The organism is Curtobacterium sp. MCLR17_039 (genome assembly GCF_003234745.1).
GTDB lineage: Bacteria > Actinomycetota > Actinomycetes > Actinomycetales > Microbacteriaceae > Curtobacterium > Curtobacterium flaccumfaciens.
The window spans coordinates 88,059-113,882 of sequence record NZ_QKTF01000002.1; the positions used below are offsets into that span (position 1 = coordinate 88,059).

Annotated in this window: 21 protein-coding genes and 1 other RNA gene; 14 read left to right on the forward strand and 8 right to left on the reverse strand. The window is 71.0% G+C overall.

Annotated elements, in window-relative coordinates:
* Positions 1 to 79: 79 nt before the first annotated feature.
* Positions 80 to 1,822, forward strand: a complete 1,743-nt coding sequence (locus DEJ00_RS02425; RefSeq protein ID WP_111056318.1) for a hypothetical protein — start codon at positions 80 to 82, stop codon at positions 1,820 to 1,822.
* A complete protein-coding gene (locus tag DEJ00_RS02430) occupies positions 1,819 to 2,829 on the forward strand; it encodes a tetratricopeptide repeat protein (protein ID WP_027465865.1) in 1,011 nt (336 codons plus the stop codon). Before DEJ00_RS02425 ends, DEJ00_RS02430 begins: the two co-directional genes overlap by 4 nt.
* Positions 2,830 to 3,097: 268 nt before the next feature.
* Here the strand turns inward: DEJ00_RS02430 and glgB are convergent, their stop codons facing one another.
* The 3 genes from glgB to DEJ00_RS02445 form a co-directional block, all read right to left on the reverse strand.
* Positions 3,098 to 5,650 carry a 1,4-alpha-glucan branching protein GlgB gene (gene glgB / locus DEJ00_RS02435; protein WP_111056319.1) on the reverse strand — a complete coding sequence of 851 codons (2,553 nt, stop codon included), beginning with the start codon at positions 5,648 to 5,650 and terminating at the stop codon, positions 3,098 to 3,100.
* Positions 5,647 to 7,647 carry an alpha-1,4-glucan--maltose-1-phosphate maltosyltransferase gene (locus DEJ00_RS02440; protein ID WP_181440066.1) on the reverse strand — a complete coding sequence of 667 codons (2,001 nt, stop codon included), beginning with the start codon at positions 7,645 to 7,647 and terminating at the stop codon, positions 5,647 to 5,649. Before DEJ00_RS02440 ends, glgB begins: the two co-directional genes overlap by 4 nt.
* A 174-nt stretch (positions 7,648 to 7,821) precedes the next feature.
* A complete protein-coding gene (locus DEJ00_RS02445) occupies positions 7,822 to 9,930 on the reverse strand; it encodes a glycogen-debranching protein (RefSeq protein ID WP_111056320.1) in 2,109 nt (702 codons plus the stop codon).
* 59 nt (positions 9,931 to 9,989) lie between these two features.
* Here DEJ00_RS02445 and DEJ00_RS02450 point away from each other — a divergent pair, with 59 nt between their 5' ends.
* The 3 genes from DEJ00_RS02450 to DEJ00_RS02460 all read left to right on the forward strand — a co-directional run bounded on the left by DEJ00_RS02450 (position 9,990) and on the right by DEJ00_RS02460 (position 12,837).
* Positions 9,990 to 11,171, forward strand: coding sequence for a cysteine desulfurase family protein (locus DEJ00_RS02450; protein WP_111056321.1), 1,182 nt, complete (start codon positions 9,990 to 9,992; stop codon positions 11,169 to 11,171).
* 142 nt (positions 11,172 to 11,313) lie between these two features.
* The gene (locus DEJ00_RS02455; RefSeq protein ID WP_146247859.1) at positions 11,314 to 12,078 is read left to right on the forward strand and encodes a hypothetical protein; all 765 of its coding nucleotides are present in this window, start codon (positions 11,314 to 11,316) and stop codon (positions 12,076 to 12,078) included.
* Positions 12,079 to 12,339: 261 nt separating this feature from the next.
* Complete coding sequence (locus tag DEJ00_RS02460) at positions 12,340 to 12,837, forward strand: hypothetical protein (RefSeq protein WP_146247860.1); 498 nt, start codon at positions 12,340 to 12,342, stop codon at positions 12,835 to 12,837.
* On the opposite strand, the gene DEJ00_RS02465 is transcribed toward DEJ00_RS02460, so the two are convergent.
* Positions 12,830 to 13,465 (reverse strand): hypothetical protein, encoded by a 636-nt coding sequence (locus DEJ00_RS02465; RefSeq protein ID WP_111056324.1) that lies wholly within the window; start codon positions 13,463 to 13,465, stop codon positions 12,830 to 12,832. The two genes, DEJ00_RS02460 and DEJ00_RS02465, sit on opposite strands and share 8 nt — an antisense overlap.
* Positions 13,466 to 13,616: 151 nt before the next feature.
* Here DEJ00_RS02465 and DEJ00_RS02470 point away from each other — a divergent pair, with 151 nt between their 5' ends.
* Positions 13,617 to 14,111 carry a GNAT family N-acetyltransferase gene (locus DEJ00_RS02470; protein WP_220038834.1) on the forward strand — a complete coding sequence of 165 codons (495 nt, stop codon included), beginning with the start codon at positions 13,617 to 13,619 and terminating at the stop codon, positions 14,109 to 14,111.
* Positions 14,112 to 14,321: 210 nt separating this feature from the next.
* Here the strand turns inward: DEJ00_RS02470 and DEJ00_RS02475 are convergent, their stop codons facing one another.
* Complete coding sequence (locus tag DEJ00_RS02475; RefSeq protein ID WP_071244843.1) at positions 14,322 to 15,344, reverse strand: LacI family DNA-binding transcriptional regulator; 1,023 nt, start codon at positions 15,342 to 15,344, stop codon at positions 14,322 to 14,324.
* A gap of 68 nt (positions 15,345 to 15,412) precedes the next feature.
* Between DEJ00_RS02475 and DEJ00_RS02480 the strand changes: the two genes are divergently transcribed.
* The 8 genes from DEJ00_RS02480 (at position 15,413) to DEJ00_RS02515 (ending at position 22,289) form a co-directional block, all read left to right on the forward strand.
* Positions 15,413 to 16,300, forward strand: a complete 888-nt coding sequence (locus DEJ00_RS02480) for a sugar phosphate isomerase/epimerase (RefSeq protein ID WP_027465855.1) — start codon at positions 15,413 to 15,415, stop codon at positions 16,298 to 16,300.
* A 2-nt stretch (positions 16,301 to 16,302) separates the two neighbouring features.
* On the forward strand, positions 16,303 to 17,298 hold the full coding sequence (locus DEJ00_RS02485; RefSeq protein ID WP_111056326.1) for a Gfo/Idh/MocA family oxidoreductase: 996 nt from the start codon (positions 16,303 to 16,305) through the stop codon (positions 17,296 to 17,298).
* Positions 17,299 to 17,342: 44 nt separating this feature from the next.
* Complete coding sequence (prfB, locus tag DEJ00_RS02490; protein ID WP_071244840.1) at positions 17,343 to 18,452, forward strand: peptide chain release factor 2; 1,110 nt, start codon at positions 17,343 to 17,345, stop codon at positions 18,450 to 18,452.
* Between the two features lie 61 nt (positions 18,453 to 18,513).
* On the forward strand, positions 18,514 to 19,269 hold the full coding sequence (gene ftsE, locus DEJ00_RS02495) for a cell division ATP-binding protein FtsE (RefSeq protein WP_017888215.1): 756 nt from the start codon (positions 18,514 to 18,516) through the stop codon (positions 19,267 to 19,269).
* Positions 19,266 to 20,180, forward strand: coding sequence for a permease-like cell division protein FtsX (gene ftsX / locus DEJ00_RS02500; protein WP_027465852.1), 915 nt, complete (start codon positions 19,266 to 19,268; stop codon positions 20,178 to 20,180). Before ftsE ends, ftsX begins: the two co-directional genes overlap by 4 nt.
* A 131-nt stretch (positions 20,181 to 20,311) precedes the next feature.
* Positions 20,312 to 20,788, forward strand: coding sequence for an SsrA-binding protein SmpB (gene smpB / locus DEJ00_RS02505; RefSeq protein WP_027465851.1), 477 nt, complete (start codon positions 20,312 to 20,314; stop codon positions 20,786 to 20,788).
* Between the two features lie 95 nt (positions 20,789 to 20,883).
* Positions 20,884 to 21,260: a transfer-messenger RNA gene (ssrA, locus tag DEJ00_RS02510) on the forward strand.
* Between the two features lie 162 nt (positions 21,261 to 21,422).
* The gene (locus DEJ00_RS02515) at positions 21,423 to 22,289 is read left to right on the forward strand and encodes a hypothetical protein (RefSeq protein WP_111056327.1); all 867 of its coding nucleotides are present in this window, start codon (positions 21,423 to 21,425) and stop codon (positions 22,287 to 22,289) included.
* 16 nt (positions 22,290 to 22,305) lie between these two features.
* On the opposite strand, the gene DEJ00_RS02520 is transcribed toward DEJ00_RS02515, so the two are convergent.
* The 3 genes from DEJ00_RS02520 to DEJ00_RS02530 all read right to left on the reverse strand — a co-directional run bounded on the left by DEJ00_RS02520 (position 22,306) and on the right by DEJ00_RS02530 (position 25,795).
* A complete protein-coding gene (locus DEJ00_RS02520; RefSeq protein WP_111056328.1) occupies positions 22,306 to 23,610 on the reverse strand; it encodes an LLM class flavin-dependent oxidoreductase in 1,305 nt (434 codons plus the stop codon).
* Positions 23,611 to 24,993 carry an O-acetylhomoserine aminocarboxypropyltransferase/cysteine synthase family protein gene (locus DEJ00_RS02525; protein ID WP_111056329.1) on the reverse strand — a complete coding sequence of 461 codons (1,383 nt, stop codon included), beginning with the start codon at positions 24,991 to 24,993 and terminating at the stop codon, positions 23,611 to 23,613. It abuts the gene before it with no gap.
* An 88-nt stretch (positions 24,994 to 25,081) separates the two neighbouring features.
* Entirely contained in the window at positions 25,082 to 25,795 is a 714-nt protein-coding gene (locus tag DEJ00_RS02530; protein ID WP_181440067.1) for a M50 family metallopeptidase, read from the reverse strand.
* Positions 25,796 to 25,824: the final 29 nt, after the last annotated feature.

A 25,824-nucleotide genomic window follows, 5' to 3' on the forward strand; every position in this document is an offset into this window, starting at 1 on the left:
CTGTCCAGCGTTGCTCGCTATCCTGAGTCGCTGATTCGCGCGCCGACATCCCCACCCCGGCGCGGTAGGGAGAGAGTTCGTGCGATTCGTCCTGGCGATCGTCAGTTTCGTCATCGGTCTGCTGCTCGTGGCGCTGGCGGTGGGACAGCGGACCGTGTTCGCGCCGCCGTCCTCGCTCGTGGCCGAGAGCTCGACGACCAGTTCCGCCCCGGTGACGGTGATCCCGGGGACGACCCTCAACGCCAACCCCGGCTACCAGCGCATCAACGTGTCCGGCTCCGGCAAGGTCTTCGCCGCCTACGGCAAGACCGCCGACGTCGACGCCTGGATCGGTGAGGCCGAGCACACCACGCTCCGCTTCGACGCCGAGAAGGGATCCCTGGTCGGGTCGACCACGGGCAGCGAGACCAGCGTTCCCTCGCCCAAGGGCAGTGACCTCTGGTACCAGGAGTACGACGGTGCCGGGCAGTTCACCGTGCGTCTGCCGCAGGACGTCTCGGTGCTCGTCGTCAGCGACGGCAAGGCCGCGGCCCCGAGCGACGTGTCCGTCACCTGGCCGCAGGACACCGCGACCCCGGCGGTCGGTCCGCTGCTGGTGGCCGGTGGCGTGTTCGTCGTCGGAGGCCTCGTTCTGCTCGTCCTCGCGTTCCTGCACCAGCGCCGCGGCCGCGGCCCCCGTCGTCGCAGTGGGGGCAGCCGGCCGCCGCGGGTGCGCGCCTCGCGCCGGGCTGCCGCAGCCGGCGCGCAGGTGCCGCGTCCTGGTCGCCGTGGCTCGCGCGCCTTCGTCGGTGTCCCGGTGCTGCTCGTCGGTGCCCTGACCCTGGCCGGCTGTTCCTCGGACTACTGGCCGCAGGGTGGCGACCCGTCGCTCGCCACCGCGACGCCGACGGCCACCGCCACCGGGGCGGCGGACACGACCGAGCCGACGGCTGCGACCAAGCAGCAGATCACCCGTGTCGTGCAGCGCACCGCCGCAGTGGCGAAGCAGGCCGACGAAACCCGCGACAGCAGGCTCGCCGGGACCCGTTTCACGGGTGCCGCGCTCGAACTGCGCGAGGCGAACTACGCGATCCGCGCGAAGGACGCGGACGTCAAGGCGCCCCCGGCGATCTCGGCCGCGCAGGTGTGCGTCGCGCTGCCGCAGCAGACCGACAGCTGGCCGCGCACCGTCTTCACGATCGTCGCCGAGGACTGCGACGCCAAGTCGGCGCCGCAGGCCCTGACCCTGGTGCAGGACAGCGCCCGTGATCCGTACAAGGTGGCGTACGACGTCTCGCTCGAGGCCGACGCGAAGATCCCGAGCCTCGCGCCGACGACGATCGGTGCCGCACTGCTCGCGCCGGAGTCGAAGCTCCTGACGATCCAGCCCGACCAGGTCGCGACCGCGTACGGCGACATCCTGTCGAAGGACACCGCCAGCGAGTACGCCGACCTGTTCGCGACCGATGGCGATGCGCTCCGCACCACCATCGGCAAGGCGTACAAGGACAAGAAGGCTAAGGCCCTGCCGGACACGGCGAAGATCGAGTACTCGTCCGAGGTCCCGGCCGACTCCGCCGTCGCCATCGCGACCGACGACGCCGGTGCCCTGGTCTCCGCCGACCTGGACGAGGTCGAGAAGGTCACCCCGACCGCCTCCGGCGCCGAGGTGAACACCGAGGGTGCCGTCAAGGCACTGTCCGGCGTGGACACGAGCAAGAAGGGCATCAGCGCGACCTACAGCGTCCAGCTGCTCTTCTACGTGCCGCCGGTCGCCTCGGATGGCAAAGTGGTCCTGCTCGGGTTCACACAGGGCCTGACCGCAGCGAGTGAGGTGCAATGAGCAACATCCCCCCGACCCCGTCCGGGCTCCGCGGAGCCGTGGACCTGTCGTCCCTCGTCGACCGCGCACAGCGGCCGCCCCAGCCGTCCGGTGCTCCGGCCCCGGCGGGTTCCCCTGGCGGTGCCGTGCCCGGCACCGAAGCCGGCACCGTGAACGGCGCTGACCTGACCGTCCCGTCGCTCGTCATCGACGTCACCGACGCGACGTTCCAGGACGTCCTGCAGCTGTCGACCGTCGTCCCGGTCATCGTGGACATCTGGGCCGAGTGGTGCGGGCCGTGCAAGCAGCTCTCGCCGATCCTCGAGCAGCTCACCGCGGAGTACGACGGCCGCGTGGTGCTCGCCAAGGTGGACGCCGACACGAACCCGCAGCTCGTGCAGGCGTTCCAGGCGCAGTCGATCCCGACCGTGGCCGCCGTGATCGGCGGACGCCCGCTCGGGCTCTTCGTCGGGGCACTGCCCGAGGCGCAGGTCCGCGACGTCTACGAGCAGGTGCTCCAGGCGGCCGAGCAGAACGGCGTGACCGGTCGCGTCACCGTCGACGGCGCAGCGGCCCCCACCGACGCCGAGCAGGGCGAGCCGGAGCCGGAGCCGCTCCCGCCGCACCACCAGGCGGCGTACGACGCGATCGAGCGGGGCGACTTCGCCACCGCCATCGAGGAGTACAAGACCGCGATCCTGCAGGACCCGCACGACCAGATGGCCGTCGCCGGACTCGCGCAGGTGTCGCTGCTCGACCGGCTCAACGGCCGGACGGCCGACGAGATCCGGGCGGCAGCAGCCGCCGGTCCGCAGGACGTCCAGGCACAGCTGGCGGTCGCCGACCTCGACATCTCGGGTGGGCACGTCGACGATGCCTTCGGTCGTCTGCTCGACCTCGTGCCGACGGTGTTCGGCGATGACCGCGAGGCCCTGCGTGTCCGGCTCGTCGAGTACTTCGAGCTCATCGGCAGCGAGGACCCGCGCGTCGTCGCGGCGCGTCGCCGCCTGGCGAACGCCCTGTACTAGGCCCGCAGGGTCGGCGCGGCGAAGAAGACGCCGTCGTCACACCGAGACGCCGCCGGGTACGGCGGCGTCTCGGTGTCTCCGGGGTGTCTCAAGGACACGACGGCGTCTCGAGCAGACGACGGCGTCGCGAGGACACGACGGCGTCCCGCGGACACGACTGCGCATCGCGCATCGCGGTGGACAGGGAAACGGACAGACGGGAGGCCCGGTGCCAGCTGGCACCGGGCCTCCCGTCTGTCGGTCGATCGCGTCGCGGACCCTGGCCGGGCTACTGGGCCAGCTTCAGCCAGACGGCACCGAGCGGCGGCACCACGAGGTGCGCTGAGGCCGGGCGGCCCGCCCACGGGGTGTCCTCGGCGGTGACGACGCCGAGGTTGCCGACTCCGGAGCCGCCGTACTCGGCCGCGTCGGTGTTGAGCACCTCGTGCCACTCGCCCGCGGTCGGCAGCCCGAAGCGACGCTCCACCGGCACGCCGGAGAAGTTCGCGAACACCGCGACCCGGTCGTCGCCGTCCTTCCGCAGGAACCCGAGGGTCGAGTGCGGTGCGTCACCGCCCTCGAGCCACTCGAAGCCGTCGGCCGTCGAGTCGTGCGTCCAGAGCGCCGGGGAGTCCTTGTACACGCGGTTGAGCTCCGCGACGAGGTCCTGCACGCCGCGGTGACCGGGCTGGTCGAGGAGCCACCAGTCGAGGCCCTTCGCCTCGGACCACTCGGCGGGCTGCGCGAACTCCTGGCCCATGAAGAGCAGCTGCTTGCCGGGGTGCGCCCACATGAACGCCAGGTAGGCACGCACGTTGGCGAGCTTCTGCCACTCGTCACCGGGCATCTTGCCGTACAGGGAGCCCTTGCCGTGCACGACCTCGTCGTGGCTGATCGGCAGCGTGAACTGCTCGCTGAACGCGTAGACGAACGAGAACGTGATCTCGTCGTGGTGGTAGCTGCGGTACGCGGGGTCGCGCTGCACGTACTCGAGCGAGTCGTGCATCCAGCCCATGTTCCACTTCTGCCCGAAGCCGAGCCCGCCGGCGCTCGTCGGCTGGGTCACGCCCGGCCACGAGGTGCTCTCCTCCGCGATCATCACGATGCCGGGGTAGCGCTTGTACGCCGTCGCGTTCGTCTCCTGCAGGAACGAGATCGCGTCGAGGTTCTCGCGGCCGCCGTGGATGTTCGGCAGCCAGTCGGTGCGGGAGTAGTCGAGGTACAGCATCGAGGCCACCGCGTCGACCCGCAGGCCGTCGATGTGGAACTCCTCGAACCAGTACAGCGCGTTCGCGACCAGGAAGTTGCGCACCTGCGGCTGTCCGAAGTCGAACACGTAGGTGCCCCAGTCGAGCTGCTCGCCGCGGCGGGGGTCCGGGTGCTCGAACAGCGCGTAGCCGTCGAAGCGCCCGAGGGCCCACTCGTCCTTCGGGAAGTGCCCGGGGACCCAGTCCATGATCACGCCGATGCCCGCGGAGTGCAGGCGGTCGATCAGGTAGCGCAGGTCGTCGGGCGAACCGAAGCGCGCGGTCGGTGCGTAGTACCCGGTGACCTGGTAGCCCCACGAGCCGCCGAAGGGGTGCTCGGCGAGCGGCAGGAACTCCACGTGGGTGAAGCCGGTGTACTCCATGTGCCCGATGAGCTGGTCGGCGACCTCGCGGTACGACAGGCCGGGGCGCCACGAGCCGAGGTGCACCTCGTACACGCTCATCGGGGCGTCGTGCGTGGTGGTCTGGGCGCGGCGCTCCATCCACGCGGCGTCGCCCTCGGACCACGTGTACGTGGACTCGGTCACGACCGAGGCCGTCGCCGGGGCGATCTCGGCCTCGCGGGCGAACGGGTCCGCCCGCTCCACCCACCCGGAGTCGGTGAGGATCTGGAACTTGTAGCGCTGGCCGACGACCGCGCCGGGCCAGAACAGTTCCCAGACTCCGAGGTCGCTGAGACGGCGCATCGCGGTGGTGCGGCCTTCCCAGCCCTCGAAGTCGCCGATCACGCGGACCGCGGTCGCCCGGGGCGCCCAGACGGCGAACGCGACGCCGTCGACCCCGTCGACGGTGCGGGCGTGTGCGCCGAGGTGGTGCCAGAGCTGCTCGTCACGGCCCTCGCCGAACAGGTGCAGGTCGAGCTCGCCGAGCGTCGGGGCGAACCGGTACGCGTCGTCGGTGGTCCACGTGGCGTCGTCCTCGTCCGTCGACTCGTCGTAGTCGTACTCCGACTCGACGCGGTAGCGACCGAGGGATTCGGCAGTGGCGCCGGCCCAGAGGCCGTCGCCCTCGTGCGTGAGCTCGATGTCGTCGCCGTCGGGGCGCACGAGGCGCACCGCACGGGCCAGGTGCCGGACGACGCGGACGCTGGTGCCGCCGTCGACCGGGTGCGGGCCGAGGACGTCGTGCGGCTGGGACCAGCGGCCCTCGGCCACCTGCAGACGCAGCCAGTCCTCGATCGGAGCCGGACGCGGATCCGTGGCCGTACCGGCGGCGGCCGGAGCCGAGGCAACAGCCGGAGCCGAGGCAGCAGCGGTGGGGGCGGCCGGAGCCTCGACGGAGGCCGGCCGGACTACGGGGGCGGCGCCCCCGGTCGGGGCCGTCGGGGCGTCGGACGCCGAGGCGGCTGCGACGGACGGCTGCCGCGGATGCGTCGGGTCGGCGGGGTGCCCGGCGAGCGTGGCGGACTCCGCCACCCCGCGGTCGGGTGCCTCGCGCTGCACCGGCGGGGCGCCGGGCAGGTCCTCGTCGGGCGCGGAGACCTTCGGTTCGTACCGCGGCACGGCCGGCGGCGGAGGCGGCACCGGCGGGACGGCCGGTCCGCGCTTCGTGGGGTCGGTCGGTTCGGTGGTCATCGGTGGGGTCCTTCCACGACGAGCAGGTGCACGGGCTCCTGGAACGCATCCAGGCGGACGTAGTTCGACGCGCCCCAGGTCCAGCGCTGACCGGTCACGACGTCACGGACGTCGAACAGGCCCTCGGTCGGCAGACCGAGTGCGGCGAGGTCCAGGTGCACGGTGGTCTCACGGGCGGAGTGCGGGTCGACGTTGGCGACCACGATCACGGTGTCGGGGCGTCCTGACCGGATGTACTCGCCCGACAGGTGCTTCGAGTAGACGACGATCGCCGGGTCCTCGGCGGCGTGCACGTGCAGGTTCCGCAGCTGCCTGAGCGCAGGGTGCGCCGCACGGAAGCGGTTGAGCATCGTGACGTACGGCGCGAGCGACGCCCCCTCGGCCTCGGCCAGGGCGAAGTCACGCGGCTTGTACTCGTACTTCTCGTTGTCGATGTTCTCTTCGGAGCCCGGTCGGGCGACGTCCTCGAAGAGCTCGTACCCGGCGTACATGCCCCACGTCGGTGCACCGGTGGCGGCGAGCGCCGCACGCACCTTGTAGCCCGCACGGCCGCCGAACTGCAGGTACTCGGTGAGGATGTCGGGGGTGTTCACGAAGAGGTTCGGGCGCAGGTAGTCGCTCGTCTCGTGCGAGAGCTCCGTGAAGTAGTCCTCGATCTCGTCCTTGGTGTTGCGCCAGGTGAAGTACGAGTACGACTGCTGGAACCCGGCTTCGGCGAGCGCGCGCATCATCGCCGGGCGGGTGAACGCCTCGGCGAGGAACACGGTGTCGGGGTGCTCGTCGCGGATCTCACGGATGACGCGTTCCCAGAACCAGAGCGGCTTGGTGTGCGGGTTGTCGACGCGGAAGATGCGGATGCCGAAGGCGATCCAGTGGCGCAGGACACGCTCGACCTCGGTGACCAGGCCCTCGGGGTCGGTGTCGAACTGGATCGGGTAGATGTCCTGGTAGCGCTTCGGCGGGTTCTCGGCGGTCGCGATGGAGCCGTCGGCGCGCTGCGTGAACCACTCCGGGTGCTGGGTGACCCAGGGGTGGTCGGGGGAGCACTGCAGCGCGAAGTCGAGCGCGACTTCCATGCCGGTGTTCTTCGCCGTCTCGACGAAGTCGCGGAAGTCGTCCTCGGTGCCGAGGTCGGGGTGGATCGCGTCGTGCCCGCCCTCGGGGGAGCCGATCGCCCAGGGGCTGCCGGGGTCGTTCGGCCCGGGCGTGAGCGTGTTGTTCGGCCCCTTGCGGGCGGTGGTGCCGATGGGGTGGATCGGCGGCAGGTAGATGACGTCGAAGCCCATCCGGGCGACGGCGGGCAGCCGGCGGGCCGCGGTGCGGAAGTCGCCGCTCTTCCAGGAGCCGTCGGGGTTCTTCTTCGCGCCTTCCGAGCGGGGGAAGAACTCGTACCAGGCGCCGACGCCGGCGCGGGTGCGTTCGACGTCGAGCAGCTGGGTGGCGGAGTGCGTGCGGAGCGAGGTGAGCGGGGCTTCCTCGACCTCGGCGACGATACGAGGGTCGTCGACGGCGGCCAGGCGTTCGGCCGGGTCGAGGTCGGTGTCACGGACGCGTGCGGCGGCACGGGTGGCGGCGGGGGAGTCGGTCTCCTCGGCCAGCCGGTCGAGCAGCACGGCACCGTCGAGCAGGGTCGCCTCGGTGTCGACGCCGGCCGCGATCTTCAGGCGTGCGCCGTGCAGCCAGCTCGCCCAGTCGTCGGAGTACGACTCGACGTGCCAGGTCCAGACGCCGACGTGGTCGACCTGCACGGTGGCTTCGTAGCGGTCGGTGCCGGGGGCACCGAGGGTCATGGGGACGGTGCGGGTTCCACCGTCTGAGCGTTCGAGGACGAGGTCGGCGCCGATGATGCCGTGTCCTTCTCGGAAGACGGTTGCACCGAACGTGATCACCTCGCCGTCGAATGCCTTGCCGGGGAAGCCGTTCGGCGTCCTCGGGGCGAGCTCGGTGATCGGGATGCGCCCGATCTTCGGGCGGCGGGGTCGGTCTGCGGTGGCCACGGAAGCGACGCTACCCGGCGGGCGGCTCCGCGTTCCCCGGAATCGGCCCGCTGTGGAGGGCCGGGCGCGCCGTGGAGCCTGTTGAGGACCGGACGCAAGGCCCGTGGCGGGGCCGCCACGGGCCTCCCGTCCGTCGGTCGGTCGCGACGCCGGGCCGCACCCGACTGCTCGGCGCTACGCCACCTCGAACAGGTGGATGCCGGGGCCGTAGGCGGTGAAGACCTGCCCGGCAGGTCGGAGGCGCTCGTGGTCGCGGTGCTTCTCGCTCGACCAGGCCAGGCGGTACCCGAGGACGTCCTCGCGCACCGGCAGGGTCAGGTCGCGGGTGCGGCCGCTGCCGTGCACGACCACCAGGACGCGGTCGAAGGGCTCGTGTTCGGGCGTCGACTCGACGAAGTACTGCAGGGCGCGGTGCACCGGCTGGTCCCAGCCCTCGATCGTCATCGGGTGCCCGTCCGGCCCGTACCAGGACATCCGCGAGGCCCCGGGGGTCTCCTGCCCCTCGACGCCGAAGCGGGTGGGGCGGAGCGACGGGTGCGCCTGCCGGAACCGGGCCAGCGCGGCGACGGCCTCGGTCATCGTCTCGGCGTCCTCGTCGTCGGACCAGTCCACCGGGGTCAGGTCGTCGGACACCACGTAGGCGTTGTTGTTGCCGTGCTGCGTGCGGCTCCGCTCGTCGCCGGCGGTGAGCATCGGCACCCCGGCGGACAGCATCAGGGTCGCCACCAGGTTGCGCATCGACCGACCCCGCGCGGCGCGGACCCCGCGGTCGGCGGTGTCACCCTCGATGCCGTGGTTGAACGAGCGGTTGTCGTTCGAGCCGTCGCGGTTGTCCTCGCCGTTGGCCTCGTTGTGCTTGCCGTCGTACGACACCAGGTCGAGCAGGGTGAAGCCGTCGTGCGCGGTGACGAAGTTGACGCTCGCCAGCGGGCCGCGGTCGGCGCCGAATACGTGACGCGAGCCGGTCAGGGCTCCGGCGAGCGCGCCGATCCCGGTCTGCGGCAGGCCGGTGCGGCGCTCCTCGCCGATGTCGGTGAGCCAGAACTGGCGGACCGTGTTGCGGAACCCGTCGTTCCACTCGCTCGTGCGCTGGCCGGCCGCGCCGAACTCCCCGGTCTTCCAGCCGTCCGGGCCGACGTCCCACGGCTCTGCGATCACCAGGGTGTCCTGCAGGTCCGGGTGGTTCCGGATGCGCTCGAGCAGCGGGTGCGACGGGTCGAACCGGTGCTCGCCGTCGCGGGCCAGGGCGGCCATCAGGTCGAAGCGGAACCCGTCGACCTGCACCTCGCGCGCCCAGTACGCCAGGCTGTCGACGATGAGGTCCGCCGTCGCCTCGACCGAGGTGTCGAGCGTGTTCCCGCACCCGGTGGTGTCGTAGTAGGTGTCCCGGCGGGGTGGGTCGGTCTGCGCCCAGCGGTAGCGGTTCGCACCGTCGATGCCACGCAGGCTCGTCGTCGGACCACCCAGGCCTTCTTCGGCGGTGTGGTTGTACACGACGTCCAGGACGACCTGGATGCCGGCCTCGTGCAGCAGCCGGACCATGCCCTTGAACTCCCGTAGGACGGCGTCGGCGCCCTCCTGCTGCGCCGGCGCCGAGGCGTGCGGGGCGTGCGGGGCGAAGAACCCGAGCGTGTTGTAGCCCCAGGCGTTCTGCCGGCCGGCGTCGCGGAGCCACCGCTCGGTGTCGAACGCCTGCACGGGCAGCAGCTCGAGCGTGGTGACGCCGATGCGGTGCAGGTGCGCGATCGTGCTCTCGTGGGCGACCCCGGCGTACGTGCCACGCAGGTGCTCCGGCAGGTGCGGGTTCGCGGCCGTCAGGGTGCGGACGTTCGCCTCGTAGACGACGGCGCGGTCGAGCGGGACCTGCGGCTTCACGACGCCGCCCCAGTCGAACGCGTCGTCGACGACCACGCTGGTCCAGCGGGGGCCGACCGCTTCGTCGTCGCCGGTCGGCAGGATGCCCCGCGCGTACGGGTCGAGCAGCGGACGCGTCGGGTCGAACTCGTGCCGCGGCCCGACCGGCCCGTCGACGAGCAGGTGGTAGCGGTCGCCGGGCACGATCCCGGGGACCTCGCCGGTCCACACGTCCGTGTCCGGCACACGCTCGAGCGGGTGCCGGGTGGGTCGGCCGTCGGAGCGGTCTTCCCCGTCGGCCCCGTCGGCGCTTCCCGCGCTCGCCACGACCAGGACGACGTCCGTCGCCGTCGCGGACCGCAGGGTGAACCGGGGGACGGTCCCGCCCAGGGAGAACCCCGGCGTGAGGTCGATCGCTGTCTCGTGCACGCGACAAGGGTACGAGGACCGGCGCGTATCCTGGACACTGCTCGATCCAGGGGGTGCATTTGTCGGTCTACCTCGACCACGCCGCGACGACGCCGATCCTGCCGGAGGCGCTCGCCGCCTTCACCGATGCCCTGGGCACGGTCGGCAACCCGTCGTCCATCCACAGCGCCGGTCAGCGCGCCAAGATGCTGCTCGAGGACGGCCGCGCCGCCGTCGCCCGGTCGCTCGACGCCGACCCGGTGGAGGTCGTGTTCACCTCCGGCGGCACCGAGAGCATCAACCTCGCCGTGAAGGGCCTGTTCTGGGCTCGCCAGCGCGACCGCCAGCGGCCCCGCATCGTCGTCCCGGGTGGCGAGCACCACGCCACCGTCGACACCCTGACCTGGCTGGAGACCCACGAGGGCGCCGTCATCGACGTGGTCCCGTTGGACGCGCAGGGTCGCGTCGACCTCGCCGGACTGGAGGCGCGGCTCGCCGACGCCTCGGACGTCGCCCTGGTCACGTTCCTGTGGGCGAACAACGAGGTGGGCACCATCCAGCCCGTGTCGCGGATCGTCGAGCTCGCGCACGCCCCCGGCGTGCCCGTGCACAGCGACGCGGTCGCCGCCTACGGGCAGGTGCCGGTGTCGTTCGCCGGGTCCGGCCTCGACGCCCTCAGCGTCTCCGCGCACAAGGTCGGCGGGCCCGTCGGCATCGGTGCGCTCGTGCTCGGACGGAAGGCCACCGTCGAGCCTCTCATCCACGGTGGTGGGCAGCAGCGGCAGGTGCGCAGCGGCACGCAGGACGCCCCGGCGGCTGCGGCCTTCGGCGTGGCGGCCGGCGCGGTCGTCGCCGAGCCGATGCCGCACCCGTCGCTCGTCGCCCTGCGGGACCGGCTGATCGCCGGGGTGCGTGCGGCCGTGCCGTCGGCGGTGCTGATGGGGGACCCCGTCGACCGGCTGCCGGGCAACGCGCACTTCACGTTCCCCGGGTGCGAGGGCGACTCGCTCCTGTTCCTGCTCGACGCCGCCGGGGTCGCGGTCTCGACCGGGTCGGCGTGCCAGGCCGGGGTGCCCGAGGCGTCGCACGTGCTGCTCGCGATGGGGTTGTCGGAGCAGGACGCTCGCGGTGCGCTCCGGGTCACGCTCGGCCACACCACGACCGATGCCGACGTCGACGCGTTCCTGGCGGCGCTGCCGGACGCCGTCGCACGGGCCAGTGCCGCGGGGATGGCATCGAGGGAGCCGCTGCTCGGGCGGTAGTGGTTGACTCCGGCGCAGTCGATTCGGCTTGCACCTGGGTGGGACACCGGCGATCTCGGCTGCGACGCTGACGCCGGTCCTCTTCCAGGGCATACTGCTGCTCGTGGTGCCGGGGCCGGAGGACGTACACGACGCAGAGGACGTGCGTCGTCCAGCGCGCGTCCGACCGCCGCGGGACGACAACTGGTACCGCTCGACCGAGTGGAACGACGAGATCGCTGGGGCGTTCGAAGCGAAGCTCGCACGTGCGAGATCGTCCAGGCTCGAGTACATCCGCATCCAGGGGGTGACCCTCGCCCTGCAGGGCGACGCAGACGAGGGCGTCCGCGAGGTCGGTCGGGGGCTGCTCGTCCGGTTCATGGCGGAGATCGAGGCCGTCGGCGGGTCGCAGGCGCGCGTGAACGACGGCGGGGAGGTGCTCGCGATGTCACTGGCGTTGTCGGGACGTCTGCGTGACGCCGCTGACGAGTACTGGAGGGTCCTCCGGCGCATCGCCGAGTGCGGCTCCGACTCGTTCACCTCCGGCATGACGGAGGTCCTCCTGGCCGAGGTGCTCCTGCAGCTCGGCGATCCCTCGTCGCTCGCCGAGGCGGACGCACTGCTCGCCGGCGCCGAGGCCTCGATCCGGAGGACGGCGTTCTTCCGAGACCGCGTCGTCCGGTACCTGACAGCTCGGGCCCGCGTTGCGAGCCGGCTCGGAGACCCGGAGTCGGCGTCCGGGCACGCCCACGCCGCACTGACCGTCCTCGGGATCGAGGGCAACCCGTTCCCTCGGCACCCGGGTGTCGGGGTGCCGACCGTTGATGCGGACCTGCGTGTGGAGCTGACGCGCTTGGCGCAGGGGCTTCGGCCCGTAGCGGCTCGGCGACGGTCGTTCCGGTTTCCGTTCCGCAAGGGACGACCGTGACGGCGTGCATCCCGGAACTTCGAACGCCGCACACCCGGGGGGACGGCCACCACGCACGACGTCGAGGGCGGCCCCTGATGGCGAATCCGTTCCGCCGATCTCCGTCCGGCACCGTGACCCCGGCGCCACCTGCACCGCCGTTCACGAGTACGACCTCCTCGTCGCCGAGTGCATCGGGACGACTCGCGAGGCCGTGATGACTGAGCTCGTGACCACTCCGAAACCGCAGGGCAGCGCCGACCTGCGGTGGGAGCGCTGACCGTGGCCACGAGCGGCGGTGAGCACCACCCTCGGAACGGCACCCGGCGGGACAGCCGCTGGGCCGTCCCGATCCGTCGGGTCTTCCCCTGGTGGTACCTCGGCGGCGTGGTGGCGACGATGGCGATCCTGATCCTGGTCGATCCCGACGGCAGCCAGGCCACGGTGGCGTTCTGGGGGCCGACGATCGGGATCGCGATCCAGGACCGCGAGCGAGCTGCGCGCGCTCGACAGGACCGCGGCCTCCCGGTCGACCGACGGTCGCTCCGGTCACCTCCGTGGCTCGAGCCGACGTGCGCGGTACTGCTCACGGGCGTGGCCGTCGGACTCGGCATGCTCATCAACGCGCTGTTCGGACACGGCACATCCGTCACGACGTGGGTCGGAGCGGGGGTCTTCCTCGGGAGCACCGCGTCGTTCGCCGCTCTCGTGCTGGTCCTGAGGAGTCGACGCCGCCGACGGTCGAGCGTTCCGGGCGGCCAGCCGGACGGCGTCAGCTGAGGGCGTGCTCCGAGAGGAACCGCCCGGCTCGTCGGTACTGCACGGCCAGTTGCACGAGCCCGAGCACCACCGTGAACGACGCGACGAGCTCGATCAGCTTGATGGGCAGACTGTCCGTGCTCACCGCTGTCGAGGCGGCGAACAGCATCACGGCGCCGAAGATCGGCAGGATCCCGAGCGTGGCTCGACGGTTCTGCACGGCGACTGCGACGACGATGTCCGCGTGCTCGTCGTCGATCGGCTCCTTGCCGGCGATCTGACGCCGCACCGACCGCTGCTCCGCGCGGGAGAGCGGGCTGCTCACCGATCGCCAGCGAGTGACGTAGTGACCGGAGCGGAAGGCCCACACGAAACCGACGATGCCGACGACCAGCCCGAGCAGCAACAGCAGGAGCTGGACGAGCAGCTGCACGCCACCGTCGCCACTCGCGTGGCTGCTCCCGGTGGCCGGCGCCAGCACCAGTGCCAGGACGACCCCGACGGCCCACGAGACCAGGACGAGTGCCCCCACCCACACGAACACGCGGGTCCGGCGGCGGCGGAGCCCGTCGTCGCTCTGGCCGTCGGCGAGCCTGGCGGCGGCTGCCCACCGCTCGGCTCCGGCCGGGTCGGTTGCGGGGCTGGTCATCGTTCTGGTCCTGACGTCGAGAGTCTCTCGACTCTACGGGTCACGGTCGGTGCGGGTCTGGCGCGCGACTCCGGAAGCGACTGCCGTTTGATCCGCACAAGGGGATCGCCACCGACCCGCTCCCTTGTGATACTTGGACATGCTCGAGTTGGTGAGACCGCAGACGGCGTTGTACGAGGCGTGGGCTGAAGCGCATGCCGAGTGGGGGCCGGGCGCGCACGAGGACGGGTTCGGGATCACCACCCACGACGCCGTCGGTGACGAGGACGGGTTCCGCACCTGGGTCGGCCGACTGCACGCCAGACCCGGGGCGCTCTGGTGGATCGTCGAGGACGGACGCGTCCTGGGCGGGATCGCACTCCGGGCACCGGGAGACGCCGCCGGAGTGCAGCGGTTCGGCCACGTCGGGTACGGGATCCGTCCGTCGGCGAGGGGCCGAGGCGTGGCGACCTGGGCGCTGGGCCAGGTGCTCGCGCACGCCTCGCGCGTCGGGATCGACCCGGTGATCGCCGTCTGCCGCGATGACAACGACGGCTCCATCGGGGTGTTGGAGCACTACGACGCCGTCCTGCTGTCGACCGAGCGCCGCGGGGGCGTGCGGCTGCGGCGGTACGCGATCGCCAGGTCGCACCGGAGGCCCGGGTAGCGAGGGGCGGGCGGTGATCCCCGAGGAACACGTGTCGCCGTCTCACGCGAACCCGCGCTCAGTGGATGCCCGGTCGATCCGGTCCTGGTGCCGCTGTCGACGTCCCCGTGACCAGCGGGACGGACCTGCGCCGGGCCTCCAGGTCGGCCTTCCGGGTGCGCGCCGGGCAGGCGGGCGCGCTGGGACCCCGGACCGTCGGCGACGCCGTCGTCAGCGGTCGCCGTCCGTCGGTCTCGGACCGCTCGTGGTGCGCCGCACCACGAGTGACACCGGCACTCGGTGCACGCGCGGCTCCGGGTCTCGCCCCTGCACGCGTTCACCGAGCCACCGTGCCGCCTGGGCCCCGATCGCGAACGTCCCGTTGTCGACCGTGGTGAGCGAGATGTGCCGGATGCTGCCGAGGTAGGTGTCGTCGTACCCGACGAGTGACACGTCGTCCGGGACGACGAGGCCGAGGTCGTCGGCGGCGGACAACGCGCCGATGGCGACGAGGTCGTTGTAGGCCACGAGCGCGGTCGGACGGTCGGCCGTGCCCAGGACTCGTCGGGCCGCCGCGTACCCGCTCTCCTCGCTCATGCCGGCCGGCACCACGACGGCGTCGGCACCGTGGCGGGTCATGGTCGCGCGGAAACCCTGCTCGCGGAGCTCTCCGACGCGCCCCGGGCCGACGAGGTGACCGATCCGGGTGTGTCCGAGCGCGAGGAGGTGCTCGGTCGCGATCGATGCGCCGGCATGGTCGTCGTTCACGACCACGTCGGCGTGCAGGTCGTCAGGCTCGTACGTCCCAGCGAGGACCACCGGCACCTCCTGGACCGCCCGACGGAGGGCGGCGTCGTCCTCTGTGGTGCCGACCACGACGATGCCGTCCACCTGTTGTCGCAGGAGCATGTCGACGGGCGAACCGCCCACGCGCCGTGTGGTCGCCGAGTCGACCAGGATGGGTGCCAGTCCGACGGTGTCGAGTGTCGCGGTGAGGCCGGCGAGCAGGTCGACGAACCAAGGGTTCCGCAGGTCGTTCAGGAGCACTCCGACCGTGCCCGTCCGCTGCTCGCCGAGGCTCCTGGCTGCGCGGTTCGGTCGGTAGCCGAGTTCGTCGACTGCTCGTTCGACGGCCGCCCGACGGGCGTCGCTGACTCCTGGGTCGCCGCGGAGCGCGAGCGAGACCAGCGACTTCGAGACCCCGGCGCGCTCGGCGACGTCCCGGATGGTCGGAGCGTGGTTCGGTCTCGACATGAGAGCAGGCTAGTCCTATTCTGGACCGGTCCAGACTGTTCCAGTGCTGTCCAACGAAGCGAGCGCAGATGCCCCCGAAGATCTCCATGAACGTCACGACGACGTTCCACGGCAACGTCGTCCAGGACGTCCGCCTCGCGAAGGAGGCCGGCTACGGCGGCATCGAGCTGCAGAGCCCGAAGCTCTACCGGTACCTCGACGCCGGGTACGACGTCCAGACACTGCCGCCGCTGCTCGAGGGTCTCGAAGTGACAGGGCTCGGTGCCGTGCTCGACATCGAGCGTCAAGGTGCCGGTCGCGACGACTTCGTCGCGGAGGTCGAGCGCATGTGCGGTGTGGCGACCGCCGTCGGTGCGCCCATCGTGCAGCTGTGCACCGGGCCGGTCGATTCCGCGGTCGTCCGTGACCACCGCGCTGGCCGACTGGCCGATGACGACACCCGGTACCGGGCGACGCTCGGACTCGACGAGGACGCAGCGGTCCGCATCACCGGTGCGAACGTCCGTCTGGCGGCGGACATCGCCGCGGATCACGGGCTCGAGGTCTACCTGGAGCCCCTCGCCTGGGCGCACCTCAACCGATGCCGGCACGCGCTGGACATCATCGAGGAGGCCGGGCGCGACAACGTGGGGATCGCACTCGACACCTGGCACTTCTGGACGACCGGGGACACGCTGGCCGAGGTCCGAGCGCTGCCCGCGTCGGTCATCAAGGCCGTCCACCTGTCGGACGGGTTCGACCTGGACCGCGAGCGGACGGTTCCCGACCAGGCCGTCCACCGGAACGTCGTCATCGGGGGCGGTGCGATCCCGCTGCAGCAGTGGGTCGACGCGATCAAGGCGACCGGGTACGACGGATGGTGGGTCACCGAGATGTTCTCCGACCGGGCGAACGAACAGGATCCCGCCGTCGTCGCACGCACCATGCACGACCTGACCGCAATCCTGGTGGGCTGATCATGACGCAACGCTTCGCACTCGTCGGTGCCGGGTTCATCGGTGCCGTGCATGCCGCGTCCCTCGCAGCGCACCCCGACGTCGACTTCGTGGGGATCCACGACGTCGACCGTGACCGCGCTGCATCGCTGGCGGCACGGCACGGCACGTGGGCGCTCACCCAGGACGAGGCGTTCGACGCGGCGCAGGTCGACGCGGTCTTCGTCGCTTCCTCCACCGACACGCACGCGCAGCACCTGCGCGCTGCCGCCGACGCCGGGATCGCCGTGCTCTGCGAGAAACCCATCGCTGCCGGGTACGCCGACGCGGTCGCGGTGGTGGAGCACGTGCGTGCCAGCGGCGTGCCGGCGATGCTCGACTTCAACCGGCGGTGGGATCGCGACCACGCCGAGTTGCAACGCATCGTCGCCGCGGGGGAGATCGGTGCGGTCGAACTCGTCCAGCTCAGCTCCCGCGGCCCGTCCCTGCCGCCACTCGACTACCTGCGGGTCTCCGGCGGCCAGCTCCGCGACCAGACCGTGCACTTCTTCGACCTCGTGCAGTGGATCACCGGCGAGGACCCGGTGACGGTCGCGGTCGCGGGTGCGGCGCTCGTCGACCCGGCCATCCGCGAGTTCGGCGACGTGGACACTTCGGTCACGACCCTCACGATGCCCTCCGGCGCGCTCGTGCAGATCGACAGCGTGCGGCGCACCGGCTACGGCTACGACGAGCGCATCGAGGTCATGGGGTCGTCCGGACTCGTCGAGTCGCGGCGGAACCACCGCGGGAACGTCGCTCGCTACACCGACGGGCAGATCGTCGCGGACGGACTCCACGACGGCTGGTTCGAGCGCGTGCAGCCCACCTACGCCGCGACGCTCGCCGCCTTCGTCGCGTCGCTCGAGTCCGGATCCGAGCCGCCGGTCTCCCTGGAGGACGGGCTCAGGGCCCAGGCCATCGCCGAGGCAGCCACTCGTGCCCTGTCGTCGGCACGGACGGAGCACATCGACTACTGACCCCGGTCGGCCGAGTCGGACTCGCGCCGGTAGGATCGATGACCATGGTCGAACTGGACTTCACCGAGCAGCTCTCCGCCCTTCGCGAGACCTTCGGCAACATCCGCTCGGTGGTCGACGTCGACCGCCTGCAGCGTGAGATCGCCGACCTCAGCGAGCAGGCCGGGGCCCAGGACCTCTGGGACGACGTCGACCACGCGCAGCAGGTGACGAGCGCGCTCTCGCACCGCCAGTCGGAGCTGAAGAAGATCACCGACACCGAGCAGCGCATCGACGACCTCGAGGTGCTGGTCGAGATGGCGAACGAGGGCGACGACCAGGAATCCGCCGACGAAGCCCTCGCCGAGCTCAAGGCGATCCAGAAGATGATCGGCGACTTCGAGGTGCAGACGCTCCTCGACGGTGAGTACGACGACCGTCCGGCGGTCATCACGATCCGCGCCGGTGCGGGCGGTGTCGACGCGGCGGACTTCGCCGAGATGCTCCTCCGCATGTACCTCCGGTACGCCGAGCAGCACAACTTCAAGACCACCGTGATGGACACCTCGTACGCCGAAGAAGCGGGCATCAAGTCCGCGACGTTCGAGATCGACGCCCCGCACGCGTTCGGCACGTTGTCGGTCGAGGCCGGCACCCACCGCCTGGTGCGGATGTCGCCGTTCGGTGCCGCCGGCAAGCGCCAGACGTCCTTCGCCGCGGTCGAGGTCATCCCGCTCATGCCGGAGACCGCCGTCATCGACATCCCCGAGAACGACATCCGCGTCGACGTGTTCCGCTCGTCGGGCCCCGGCGGGCAGTCCGTCAACACGACCGACTCCGCGGTGCGCCTGACGCACATCCCGACCGGCACCGTCGTCTCGATGCAGAACGAGAAGTCGCAGATCCAGAACCGTGCTGCCGCCATGCGCGTGCTGCAGTCGCGCCTGCTCCTCTTGAAGAAGGAAGAGGAGAACGCGAAGAAGAAGGAACTCGCCGGCAACATCACGGCGAGCTGGGGCGACCAGATCCGCTCCTACGTCCTGGCGCCCTACCAGATGGTCAAGGACCTCCGGACGGAGCACGAGGTGAACAACCCCTCAGCCGTGTTCGACGGCGATCTGGACGGCTTCATCAACGCGGGCATCCGCTGGCGCAAGCAATCCGCCGCCGAGTAGGGGTTCGTGAGCCGCGCGCCTCGCTTGCTTTCCAAGCGCGGCGACCTACCCTGATCCGGTCATGATCAAATTCGACCAGGTCACCAAGGTCTACTCGGGCAACCCGAGTCCGGCGCTCGACAACCTCACCCTCGAGATCCTCAAGGGCGAGTTCGTGTTCCTCGTGGGCGCGTCCGGTTCCGGCAAGTCCAGCTTCCTGCGCCTCGTGCTCAAGGAGGAGAAGCCCACCAGCGGGCAGATCCACGTGCTCGGGCAGCGCCTCGGGTCCCTGGCATCGCGGAAGGTTCCGTACTTCCGCCGCAACCTCGGCGTGGTCTTCCAGGACTTCCGTTTGCTGCCGAACAAGAACGTGTTCGACAACGTGGCGTTCTCGCTGCAGGTCATCGGCAAGAGCAAGGGCTTCATCAGCGAGGCCGTGACCGACGTGCTGAAGCTCGTCGGGCTCGCCGGCAAGGCCACCCGCATGCCGCACGAGCTCTCCGGTGGTGAGCAGCAGCGTGTGGCCATCGCCCGCGCCGTCGTGAACAAGCCGGCGATCCTGCTGGCCGACGAGCCCACCGGGAACCTGGACCCCACCACGTCCGCCGGCATCATGGCGCTCCTCGAACGCATCAACCAGGGAGGCACCACCGTGCTGATGGCGACGCACGACGCCAGCATCGTGAACCAGATGCAGCGGCGGGTCATCGAGCTCTCGAACGGCACCGTCCTGCGCGACGAGCAGTCCGGCGGCTACCAGACCCAGGCCGTCCCGATCCAGCGAGGCACCGTGTCCAACACCACCGGCATCCAGACGATCCCGGGGCTCATCCGATGAGGCTCGGGCTCGTCATGTCCGAGGTCGGCTCGGGCCTGCGGCGCAATGCGTCGATGGTCGTCTCCGTCGTCCTCGTGACCTTCATCTCCCTGACGTTCGTCGGTACGGCGATCCTGCTCCAGATGCAGATCAACCAGATGAAGGGGTACTGGTACGACCGGGCGCAGGTCGCCGTCTACCTGTGCACCGACACCGACACCACGGGCAACTGCACCGGCGCCAAGGCCACCGCGGACCAGCGCGAACAGGTCCAGGCGCAGCTCGACTCGTCGACGCTCAAGCCGTACATCGAGAAGACCTACTACGAGAACCAGGACCAGGCCTTCACCCGGTTCAAGGAGCAGTTCAAGGACTCGGCCGCGACGGAGTTCGTCAAGCCGGAGTACCTGAACGAGACCTTCTGGGTGAACCTGAAGAACCCCTCGCAGGCCGACGTCCTGGTCGAGAGCCTGTCGAAGGTCGCCGGCGTGCAGAGCGTCGTCGACCAACGCGGGTACCTGCAGCCGATCTTCAACCTGCTCAACGCCTCGTCGTACACGGCGATCGGCATCGCGGCGCTCATGCTCGTGGCGGCGGTGCTGCTCATCGCGACGACGATCCGCCTGTCGGCGTTCAGTCGACGGCGAGAGCTCGGCATCATGCGGCTCGTCGGTGCGTCGAACCGGTTCATCCAGACACCGTTCGTGCTCGAGGGGGTGATCGCCGCCGCCATCGGAGCCGTCCTGGCCGGTGGCGCGATCACCGCCGTGGTCTGGTTCTTCGTCCGGAACTTCCTGGCGGAGCGCTTCACCGGCACGGCGTTCATCGGCATGGGCGACGCGGCCATCGTGGTCCCCGCGGTGATCGTGATCGGGGTGCTCCTCGCCGCGGCGTCGGCGTCGATCGCCATCCGCCGGTACCTGAAGGTCTGACACAGCACAGCATCCGCGAGCGGGCGGCGCGCCGGGAAGGTGCGCCGCCCGCTTCGTGTTGAGTAGTCTGTAGGGCTGCGCCGAACCACCCACGCAGCGCACTGCACCGGTCACCATCGAGAGGAGTCGTCATGGCGAAGGAACGCGGGGAGAAGATCGTCGCAACGAACCGTCGCGCCCGGCACGACTACCTCATCGAGGACACGTACGAAGCGGGCATGGTCCTGTCCGGCACTGAGGTGAAGTCCCTGCGGATGGGGCGGGCGTCCCTGGTCGACGGGTACGCCTACATCGACGGTGGCGAAGCGTGGATCGACGCCGTGCACATCCCGGAGTACACCGAGGGCACGTGGAACAACCACTCGCCCCGACGGAAGCGCAAGCTGCTCCTGCACAAGCAGCAGATCGTGAAGATCTCGCACAAGACGGCTCAGGGCGGGTACACCCTCGTGCCGCTGCAGATCTACTTCCACGACGGTCGGGCCAAGATCGAGATCGCCGTCGCGAAGGGCAAGCGCGAGTTCGACAAGCGCCAGGCGCTGCGCGAGAAGACCGACAAGCGTGAGGCCGAGCGGGCCATGCGCACCCGGAACCGCGTCGGCGAGTAGCGCTGACGCATCTCCTCGGCTAGACTGAGGGACTGCTCCGACAGGGGCATTGGCAACTCAACAGCGTGACAGCGGCTCGCACGTCCGGCCCGCATGGGGATGATCGGTTTCGACATTGCCTGTGTGCCGACGGGAAGCGGGCCGAGGACCCACGGTTATCTCGTAAACGATCCGTGGAAAACAACAAGTGCCAATTCCAAGCGCACTGACTTCGCTCTCGCTGCGTAAGCAGCCCAGCACATGAAGTCCGTCGGCCAGGTGACCGTCTTCTAACCTGATCCCGACGTCATCCAGAGGACTTGCTGCACGGTTGCGCCTCAGGGCCGTGCGGGACTTGCACTGAGACTGGGCCCGTCGTCCTAGAAGCCGGTAGCAAAGGACGGGGCCGAGCAGAACGAACTATCCGGATACGCCCGTAGAAGACGTCGAATTGCAGCGATGGACGGGGGTTCGATTCCCCCCATCTCCACCATTCGCCGAACGACGAACCGCTGTCACGCTGCGCCACCTGAACGCCCCGGCACCGTCCCCTGGACAGTGCCGGGGCGTTCGCTGTTCCGCCACGTCCGAGGACTACGCTCCGGAGCAGGCGCGCAGAACACGCTCGCGTCGAACCCGAACGAGAGGTCAGCACGTGGTGCAGGAGATCGCGATCCGTGTCCGTCTGCGGGAGCAGGAACGAGTGGTGCTCAGCGAGTACGAGCGGATCGTGGGCTCCGTCGCCACGGTCGCCGCCCTCGCCGCATGGCTGCCGAACCCCGACACCCGCCTGGTCGTTCGCGGCCGCGGCGCGGAGCCGGTCCGCCTCGAGACCGTCACCTACGGCTCGGTGGTCGAGATGCTCGTCGTGCTCGACCAGCGCTCCGCCGGGGTCGAACGTGCCGCCGCCGCCATCGCCGCGCTCATCGAGTCGGTCCGCCACGAGCACGTCGCCGACGACGTCTCCGGGGTCGCCGGGGAACTCGATCGACTCGACCGCGCCGCCCCGCGCGGACGCTCCGCCGTGGAACGCGCCCTGCGCACGTTCCTCGAGGGTGCACGGTCGGACGTCCTCGCGCGCAAGGCGACCACCCGGGTGCGGACCGCGCAGGCCCTGCTCCGGCTCGCCGAGGCGGACGCGGTCCTGACGGTCGAGCGGGTCGCCGACGCCCTGGCACCGGTGCTCGAGGAGCACGCGGTCGACGTCGAGCTGGACACCGGGTCGGCCGTGGTCGTCGAGCCGATCGACGGGGTGGAGTCGCCGGAGACCGAGGCTGCATCCGACGACGCCGACGCCTCGCAGGCGGAGCCGGAGGCCGTGTCGGCCGTCCTGCCACTTCCGACGGGTGCGAGCAAGGCGAAGTCGAAGAAGGACGACGAGAAGAAGAAGTCCAAGAAGGACGACGACAAGAAGAAGTCGAAGAAGGACGACGACAAGAAGAAGAAGTCCAAGAAGGACGACGACAAGAAGAAGTCGAAGAAGGACGACGACGCGAAGAAGAAGTCCAAGAAGAAGAAGTAGCTCGCGGCCGCTCCCGCTAGAAGTCGAACAGGTTCGCCCGGATCCCTCCGGCGCCGTACTCCCGTCGCAGGAGTCCACGGCGCCGGAGCACGGGCACCAGGTCGCCGAGCATCCGGTGGATCTGCGCCGGGTGCAGGTCGCCCGAGAAGATGATCCCGTCGTTGTCGGCGTCGCTGCCGAGCTCCTCGATGAAGTCCGCGAACTCGTCGGCGGTCCCCACGAACCCCGAGCGTGACGCGATCCGCCCCTGCCGTGCCTTGCGGGCGAGCAGCTCCCGCAGCGGTGCGTCCGGGGTGTCCCCGAGCAGCCCGCGGATCGTGCCGGCCGAGACGTGCTCACCGAAGGTCCCCTCGGGCACCGGGGCGTCCAGGTCGAGCGCGAGCAGGTCGGTCTCCGAGTCACTCGACCACGCGATCGCCGCCGCTCGCAGGGCATCGTCGGTGGGGTGCTCGGACGCCGCGACGATGCGGTCGGCCTCCTCCGGTGAGGACACGATCACGGGCTTGAGGACGAACAGGATCCGCAGGTCCGTGGTGGACCGCCCTGCCGCCTCGGCTGCCGCGATCACCCGGGACCGGTAGTCCGTCACCGCGGCGGCGGACAGCGGCGCGAGCGCGAGCTGCACGTCCGAGTGTGTGCCGGCGAACGCGAGCCCTCGGCCCGAGCCCCCGGGGGAGACGACGACGGGGTCCGACGCCAGCGGCAGGGCGTTGAGCGGACCGTCGGCGGTGAAGTGGGCGCCCTCGTGATGGAACGCGTCGAGCGCGTCGCCGTCCGCGAAGTGCCACGAGTCCGGCGCGCCGACGTACGCGTCGCCCCACGAGTGCCAGAGCCGGCGGAGCAGGGTGATCCACTCCTCGGCGCGGTCGTACGCCTGGTCGTGCGGCAGCGGCGGCAGGCCGGCGTGGCGTGCGCTGCCGACGTCGGTGACGACGTTGATGCCGAGCCGGTCCGAGGACAGGTGCGCCAGGGTCGCGAACTGCCGTGCCGCCAGGTACGGCGGGGTGATGCCGGCGTTGACGGTCGGCGCGATGCCGATGTGCGAGGTGGCGGCGAACAGGTACGGGGCGAGCAGCAGCGGGTCGTGCTTCGGGCCGCCGTACGCCTGCCGGATGCGCAGGTCGAGGGTCGCGGGGGAGCCGAGCGAGACGGCGTCCTCGGCGATGACCAGGTCCATGCCGGCCTGCTCGAGCGTCCGGACGGACTGCTGGTACAGGTCGGGCTTCGTCCAGTCGTGGCCCCAGTCCCAGTCGGACCGTCCCCAGGCCTGCGGGCCGAAGCCGCGCGAGAAGAAGTACCCGAAGTGCTGCAGCTCGGCCATTCAGCGCTCCTGCCGGTCGAGGGCCGGCCCACCGGCTGCCGTGCGCTGCGCGTCCGACGCTCCACGTGCCTCCAGGCCGGCGGCGGCGTCTGCGGACCGCACCGCGGCGAACCCGCGTTCCAGGTCGCGGAGCAGGTCCGCGACGTCCTCGATGCCGACCGACAGGCGGATCAGGCCGTCGCTGATGCCCTGCTCGGCGCGCTCCTCCGGCGTGCGGCCGGCGTGCGTGGTGGTGGCCGGGTGCAGGATCAGCGAGCGCACGTCGCCCAGGTGGGTCATCCGGCTGAACAGCTGCACGGCGTCGATGAACGCCCGCGCGGCGGCTTCGCCACCGGCGAGCGTGAAGGCGAAGACGGACCCGGCTCCGCGGGGCAGGTAGCGCTGGGCGAGGTCGTGGAACGGGCTGGAGGCCAGGCCTGCGTGGTCGACGCTCGTCACCTCCGGCTGCTGGTCCAGCCAGGACGCGACGGCCAGCGCGTTCGCGCAGTGGCGTTCCACGCGCAGCGACAGCGTCTCGATGCCCTGGCGGAGCAGGAACGCGTTGAACGGGGACGGCGCCGGGCCGATGCGTGCGGCGACGACGTCGCGGGCGAACACGGCGAACGCCCGGTTGCCGTACCGCTCGGCGTAGCTCTCGCCGCCGAGGGACCGCTCGGGGCTGGTCAGGTGCGTCCAGCGCTCGGGGGCGGCGGTCCAGTCGAACCGGCCGCCGTCCACGACCACGCCGCCGAGTCCGGCTCCGTGGCCGGACAGGAACTTCGACGCCGAGTGCACGACGATGTCCGCGCCGTGCTCGACCGGGCGCACCAGGTACGGCGTGGCGAGGGTGTTGTCGACGATCAGCGGGACGCCGGCGCGGTGTGCGGTCTCGGCGACGCCGGTGATGTCGAGGACGTCGTTCTTCGGGTTCGGGATCGTCTCGGCGAAGAACGCCTTCGTGTTCGGCCGGACCGCGGCGGCCCAGGCGTCGAGGTCGCGGGCGTCGGTGACGAAGTCGACCTCGATGCCGAGCCGGCCGAGGTTCTGCAGCAGCAGGCCGCGCGTGCCCTCGTAGATGCTCCGGGCGCTGACGACGTGGTCGCCGGCCTGCAGCAGGCCGAGGAACGCCACGGTCGCCGCCGCCTGACCGCTGCCGACCAGGATCGCCTGGACACCGCGTTCGAGCAGCGCCACGCGACGCTCGACGTCGGCGTTCGTGGGGTTGCCGAGGCGCGTGTAGGTGTAGCCGTCGTCGGTGTCGGCGAAGCGGTCACGGGCCTGGTCGAAGTCGTCGAACAGGAACCCGGAGGACATGTGGATCGCGGGGACCCGGGCGCCGTGCCCGGCGTCGGGCACGAAGCCGCCGTGTACCTGCTCGGTCGCGAAGCCGTGGTCGGTCGCCATGGGACACCTCCGGGGGTCGTCTGGCGGTAGCCTCGCAGCCACTCGGCGCGGACAGGCGATTGCGGCCCCCGGTTACGCGAGCGCAGCCTCAGACGAGCGCGCGGACCCCGGCGACGACGGTGTCCCAGACCTGGAGCAGCGGCTCGCGCGCCAGCCACACCGCGACGGCGTTCACGGCGACGAACAGCACGAACCACAGGGACGCCGGCACCCGCATCTCGGCCGCGGCGATGTGGAAGTCGGTCTGCACCCGTGCGCCGGTGACCAGCCAGCGGCCGACCTGCACCACCGAGCGCAGGCCGTCGACGACGAAGAAGGCCCCGACGGCGGCGACCACCAGGACGGTCGTCTCGGACGGGCGGACGGCCACCCACAGGGCGAGCGCGTCGAAGCCGAGCACGACGAGCAGGCCGAACCAGTTCCGGACGAACGCCAGCGCGACGAGCCCGATGACCGCGAGCACCACCACGGGCAGCCAGCGGGAGCCGTGCAGCACCCCGGTCACCAGGAGCACCCCCGCCCACAGGGGTGCGCTGTACCCGGCGTACAGGTTCAGGATCCGGACGAGCCACCGGATGCCGCCGGGCACCCGGCCGAGCTGGACCCAGGCCTCGCCGGACCCGTCCGGGTGCAGCTCGATCCGCTGGATCCGCCCGCCGAACGGCACGACGACGATCGCGTGCCCGACCTCGTGCGCGATGGTCGCGGCGATGCGGGCCACCCGGCCGACGAACGGCACGAACGGCAGGACGGCGCCGACGAGGAGCGCGACGAAGACGAGGGGCGGGGCTGCGGTGGTCAAGTGACCAGCATCGCAGCCCCGCCCAGGAA

What these genes read in the sequence shown, in the direction of transcription:
- DEJ00_RS02430 (WP_027465865.1), top strand. Translation starts at nt 1,819, where the DNA reads ATGAGCAACATCCCCCCGACCCCGTCCGGGCTCCGCGGAGCCGTGGAC.
- glgB (WP_111056319.1), bottom strand. Translation starts at nt 5,650, where the DNA reads ATGACCACCGAACCGACCGACCCCACGAAGCGCGGACCGGCCGTCCCG.
- DEJ00_RS02465 (WP_111056324.1), bottom strand. Translation starts at nt 13,465, where the DNA reads ATGACCAGCCCCGCAACCGACCCGGCCGGAGCCGAGCGGTGGGCAGCC.
- DEJ00_RS02475 (WP_071244843.1), bottom strand. Translation starts at nt 15,344, where the DNA reads ATGTCGAGACCGAACCACGCTCCGACCATCCGGGACGTCGCCGAGCGC.
- DEJ00_RS02480 (WP_027465855.1), top strand. Translation starts at nt 15,413, where the DNA reads ATGCCCCCGAAGATCTCCATGAACGTCACGACGACGTTCCACGGCAAC.
- DEJ00_RS02485 (WP_111056326.1), top strand. Translation starts at nt 16,303, where the DNA reads ATGACGCAACGCTTCGCACTCGTCGGTGCCGGGTTCATCGGTGCCGTG.
- prfB (WP_071244840.1), top strand. Translation starts at nt 17,343, where the DNA reads ATGGTCGAACTGGACTTCACCGAGCAGCTCTCCGCCCTTCGCGAGACC.
- ftsE (WP_017888215.1), top strand. Translation starts at nt 18,514, where the DNA reads ATGATCAAATTCGACCAGGTCACCAAGGTCTACTCGGGCAACCCGAGT.
- ftsX (WP_027465852.1), top strand. Translation starts at nt 19,266, where the DNA reads ATGAGGCTCGGGCTCGTCATGTCCGAGGTCGGCTCGGGCCTGCGGCGC.
- smpB (WP_027465851.1), top strand. Translation starts at nt 20,312, where the DNA reads ATGGCGAAGGAACGCGGGGAGAAGATCGTCGCAACGAACCGTCGCGCC.
- DEJ00_RS02520 (WP_111056328.1), bottom strand. Translation starts at nt 23,610, where the DNA reads ATGGCCGAGCTGCAGCACTTCGGGTACTTCTTCTCGCGCGGCTTCGGC.
- DEJ00_RS02525 (WP_111056329.1), bottom strand. Translation starts at nt 24,993, where the DNA reads ATGGCGACCGACCACGGCTTCGCGACCGAGCAGGTACACGGCGGCTTC.